This is a genomic window from Cupriavidus sp. 05N39, assembly GCF_056397325.1.
In genome coordinates, this window is record NZ_JBFTNE010000204.1 from 1 (window position 1) to 4,449 (window position 4,449).

Below are 4,449 nucleotides of genomic sequence, written 5' to 3' on the forward strand. Positions count from 1 at the left end.
GGACTGGGCCTGTACATTGCGCGCGAGATTGCCCGAGCCCACGGTGGCGAGATAACAGCACGGTCCGACCAAGTAGAAACAGTGTTTGCTGTCCGCCTGCCTCGCTGCGAGTAGAACTCATGTTGCAGATCGTTATTTCCGCCAATGCCGATATTTTGACGCTGTTGCCTCCCCTTGCGCTGACGCTTTCCAATCTCACGGAGCACCGCAGTGAGCATGCCAGGTTCTTAGAGCCCGTTTGAAAATTCACCGCAGATGTGTTCTAACGTTTGGATGTGRAAAAAAGAACATCGAGAGCGGCAGGCAAGCATGGCGGCCAAGACGAAGCGGTATCCGAGCGATCTGACGGACATGGAGTGGGCAGCGATGGAGGGACTGCTGCCGAAGCCCGCACAGCGGGGGCGGCGCAGGACGGCTGATCTGCGGGAGGTCATCAACGCCTTGCGATACCTGGTGCGCTCGGGGTGTGGCTGGCGCATGCTACCCAAGGACTTTCCGGTCTGGCAAACGGTGTACTGGTGGTTTCGCCGACTGATGCGCCGGTTCCTGTTCCAGACGCTTCATGACGTAGTGCYAATGCTCGATAGGGAGTTGGAAGGCAGACAGCCTTGCCCAAGCGCGGGCGTGGTGGATAGCCAGTCGGTAAAGGCGCCAGCGGCGAAGGAACGTGGCTATGACGCGGGAAAGAAGATCGTCGGGCGCAAGCGGCATATTGCCGTGGATACGAATGGCCGGTTGCTGATGGTGAACTTGACGCCTGCAGACATCGCCGATAGCACCGGGGCGTTGGCAGTTCTGGAGGCCCTAAAGAAGCGTTGGCCGGGACTGAAGCATCTGTTTGCAGATGGCGCATACGATCGTCGCACGTTGATGGATAAAGCCGCGACGCTCGACTTCGTCGTGCAGGTTGTGCGCCGCCACGAGGATCAAGTTGGCTTCGCGGTGCTACCCCGGCGTTGGGTGGTGGAACGTACCTTCGGTTGGATGGTTCGCTGGCGTCGCCTTGTCAGGGACTACGAGCGACGTCCTGATGTGTCCGAGGCCATGGTCTATATCGCAATGGGCGGGCTGCTGCTACGCAGAATCGCCCATCCCTGAATTATCAAACGGGTTCTTAGACCACGCTGGGTCGACCGGCCACTCGCTCTATCGCAGCCAGTCGTATTGCCTTCCATGATTACTAGCATGTCGACACCCAGGACTATCTAAATATCGTGGCTCAATGGCTGGCCTGCACGTCCCCTTGCCGACGCTTCGCAGACGTCCTCGCGGGCGTCTACGCACGACACGGGGCCGACGTGAGTTGCTAGCTCTTCATCGTAACGGACTTGCACCGTTTATCCTTTGCCGGTCTCCCGGCGCACAGTAATGTTAGTACGTAAAATCGCTAACTTATTGATTTTACTGGCTTTGCGCTCGGACTTTGCGTAGCATCTTTACTACACTTCACGCCATGCGGCCTGTCTCAGCATTGGATGGCTTGGTATGGCGCCGCCGACAGATTGATATCGCAGGACATTGAATCGTCGCCAAGATGCTGGACAACACAAATGGCCCAAGTTGCTGGGCGTTCGGCCGTTGTGATGGCGCCGTGATGGCGTTTTGCAACGCGTAACACGATTGGGGGATAGTCGGAAGGGAGACTCATAACCATACTCGCCAGCGGCGGTCCGACTGCCGAACCGTGGTTGACTCCAAAGGCCACCCGGCCCTGTGGGAATCTTTACACGACATAACAAATAAAACGGTGGTAGCACACCATGATGAAGTCGCGAAAAAAACCGGCTAAACGCCGAAGCGAGAGGGGTCAAAATGAGAGGCATTTCCATTCGCGCTGCCGTCACCGGCCAAGCGCCACAGATTATTAGCATCCTCGAACAATGCGGGCTTGATGCTTCGGCCCTCAATCTATTTGCAACTACATTCCATATCGCCGTCACCGAATCCTTGATCGTCGGTTGTGCTGGCGTGGAACGGCATGGTGACACCGCAATCATCGGGCCCGTTGCCGTGCTTGCCGATTACCGCGACCGTGGTATCGCTTCGTCTCTGGTGCAAGCTGCACTCATGCGCGCCCGAGCTGGAGGGTGTCGACAAGCAGTGATGTTAGCGATGCGCTTTGCGACTTACTTTAGTCGTCACGGGTTTACGCTGATGCCGCGCCGCGCGCTACCGGCAGAGGTACAAGCGTCACAGGCATATCAATGGCAGGCCAATTCGTCCGATGTCTGCATGAAATGCGACCTGATCTCCGGCTGACTTCCCGTCTTACGGTCACTTCCGACCCGCGTCGGGTCGGGGAGCGCCGTGATCAACGCATGGGGGCTCTATACGATCATCCCTGAAGAAGATGTCGGCGTTTTCCTCACGAGCCTGCTTGGCAAATGGCAGGATACGTGTCCCGTTGCCAGCGCTCGATCGCCTCTAGGTCGCGCTGATATGCGCGCTGCAACGACTTCTGCGGCATCAGGTTCAGACGCGATGAACTGGGTCGGCTCGGTCAGAAGGCAGGAATACGCGTGGAATATCGCAGACAAGAGAACATCGCAGTCAAATCGCCGACGGCATTGGTCGCCGGCCTGATGCGGCCAAAGGCGACCTTCCGGCAGCGAAATCTCTATTGTCAGTTTGAGTTGAGCGAACTGCCGGCAACTGAGCTGAAGAGCCTGGAGACAAAGGCATCCAGCATAGTGGTTTGCATGCCAAGTGGCAGTTTTATGCCGATAGAGCGAAGCGAAGCCAGTTGCCACCTCGGGTTCGGTCGCCCGATTGGCGAGAATATAGTCGCCCAGCCCTGACGAAGCAGATCACCCACACTGTCCGTTTCGCCAATCGCCACGCCTGGGGTGTCATCGTCGCGACTCTGCTACTCACGCTCGCCAGAGGCATCTATGCCGCAAGGCATTTTTCCATCAACACTGATATCGGTCGCCTGATTGACACGAACGAGCCCTGGGCTCGACGCGATGCCGCGCTTAGTGCAGCGTTTCCACAGCGGGATAACCTGATTCTGGCCGTCGTGCAAGCGCCGGCTAGCGAACTCGCAGGCGCCGCAGCCGACGCGCTGGCCGAAGCGCTGCGTCGGCAGCCGACACGCTTTCGCATGGTAAGCCAGCCAGGCGGAGGCGATTTCTTTTCGCGCAACGGTTTGCTCTTCCTGTCCAACGACGAATTGCGCGACATGACTGGCCAGCTCGTGCAGGCGCGCCCACTGCTCAACGCCCTGGCGCACGGCCCGTCGCTGCGCGGTCTTGCCGACACACTTTCGACAACGCTGGCGCTACCGCTGCAGATCGGGCAAGTCAAGCTGGGCGATATGGCGCGCCTGTTGGGCAACAGCGCTGCGACTGTCGAGCAGGTGCTGGCGGGTAAGCCGGCCGCTCTTTCATGGTCCGCGCTGGCAGGCATGCCACAGCTGGGTCCGGAAGGCCAAGCCAGCAGCTTTGTGTCTGTCAGCCCGATACTGGACTTTAGCGACCTGGAGGCCGGCGCCAAGGCTTCCGACGCCATCCAATGCTGCCGCAGCGCAGTTGCGATTGCGGGAGCGCTACGGCGCCGCGGTAAGGTTGACCGGACCGCAGCCGCTGGCTGACGACGAGTTCTCCTCTGTCAAAGACGGCGCTCTGGTCAACGGGGCACTCACTACGCTGGTGGTAATCCTGATTCTCTGGTTGGCATTGCACTCGCCCCGGCTGATCCTGGCAGTCTTGGTGAATGTGTTTGCGGGCTTGGTCCTGACCGCGGCGTTCGGCCTCTTCCTAGTGGGTTCGCTCAACATGATATCCATTGCCTTCGCCGTGCTGTTCATCGGGCTTGGCGTGGATTTCGGGATTCAGTTCGGCGTGCGCTATCGCGCCAGACGGTATCGATACAGTAACTTGGCGCTGGCGCTCTCTCGGGCTGCGCAAAGCGTGGGGATGCCATTGGCACTAGCAGCTGCAGCCACTGCAGCCGCCTTCTTCTCCTTCGTACCGACCAGCTACCGCGGCCTTGCGGAACTGGGCAAGATCGCCGGTTCCGGCATGATCATCGCCTTTGCCAACACGATCACGCTACTGCCGGCACTGATCACCGTGTTACACCCTCCCGGCGAGACCAGCATTCCCGGCTTTGCATGGTTGGCCCCCGTCGACAGTTTCTTCGAGCGCCATCGCAAGCCGGTTTTGTTGATCACATGCGTGGCAATCCTGATTGGACCCCCCCTGCTGCCGCACCTGCGGTTCGACTTCAATCCACTGCACCTGAAAGACCCGCACTCGGAGTCAATGTCCACCCTGCTGTCGCTTAAGGATGTGCCCCAGGTGTTACGTCCCGCCAATTTTGAGGTTTGGCGAGGGGTGTTTGTCGCGGTTTCGGCAAGAGCGAGTTTAGGAACATCGCCTTGACCATCGCGAGACACGACGGGCGTAAAGAAGGCCAGTACTCCTCTGATATCGTGCGACGTTTCCG

General features: G+C 59.0%; 6 protein-coding genes and 1 pseudogene. 6 read left to right on the forward strand and 1 reads right to left on the reverse strand.

The features are described from left to right. The first annotated feature begins 119 nt into the window (after positions 1–119). The 3 genes from AC1DN0_RS40325 to AC1DN0_RS40335 all read left to right on the forward strand — a co-directional run bounded on the left by AC1DN0_RS40325 (position 120) and on the right by AC1DN0_RS40335 (position 2,259). Positions 120–242, forward strand: a complete 123-nt coding sequence (locus tag AC1DN0_RS40325; RefSeq protein ID WP_441627210.1) for a hypothetical protein — start codon at positions 120–122, stop codon at positions 240–242. A gap of 31 nt (positions 243–273) precedes the next feature. Then, positions 274–1,098 (forward strand): IS5 family transposase, encoded by an 825-nt coding sequence (locus AC1DN0_RS40330; RefSeq protein WP_441627212.1) that lies wholly within the window; start codon positions 274–276, stop codon positions 1,096–1,098. Positions 1,099–1,812: 714 nt separating this feature from the next. Beyond that, a complete protein-coding gene (locus AC1DN0_RS40335) occupies positions 1,813–2,259 on the forward strand; it encodes a GNAT family N-acetyltransferase (RefSeq protein ID WP_477104678.1) in 447 nt (148 codons plus the stop codon). A gap of 75 nt (positions 2,260–2,334) precedes the next feature. On the opposite strand, the pseudogene AC1DN0_RS40340 reads toward AC1DN0_RS40335, so the two are convergent. Then, positions 2,335–2,482, reverse strand: a pseudogene (locus tag AC1DN0_RS40340) (IS630 family transposase); the annotation flags it as partial. Here AC1DN0_RS40340 and AC1DN0_RS40345 point away from each other — a divergent pair. From AC1DN0_RS40345 to AC1DN0_RS40355, 3 genes are read left to right on the forward strand one after another with little or no spacing between them, the layout of a single operon-like run. Beyond that, positions 2,466–2,798, forward strand: a complete 333-nt coding sequence (locus AC1DN0_RS40345; RefSeq protein ID WP_441628288.1) for a hypothetical protein — start codon at positions 2,466–2,468, stop codon at positions 2,796–2,798. The pseudogene AC1DN0_RS40340 and the gene AC1DN0_RS40345 sit on opposite strands and share 17 nt — an antisense overlap. Further along, a complete protein-coding gene (locus AC1DN0_RS40350) occupies positions 2,696–3,592 on the forward strand; it encodes a hypothetical protein (RefSeq protein WP_477144634.1) in 897 nt (298 codons plus the stop codon). The genes AC1DN0_RS40345 and AC1DN0_RS40350 overlap by 103 nt, the downstream gene beginning before the upstream one ends. Further along, positions 3,567–4,385, forward strand: coding sequence for an MMPL family transporter (locus tag AC1DN0_RS40355; protein ID WP_477144635.1), 819 nt, complete (start codon positions 3,567–3,569; stop codon positions 4,383–4,385). The genes AC1DN0_RS40350 and AC1DN0_RS40355 overlap by 26 nt, the downstream gene beginning before the upstream one ends. Positions 4,386–4,449: the final 64 nt, after the last annotated feature.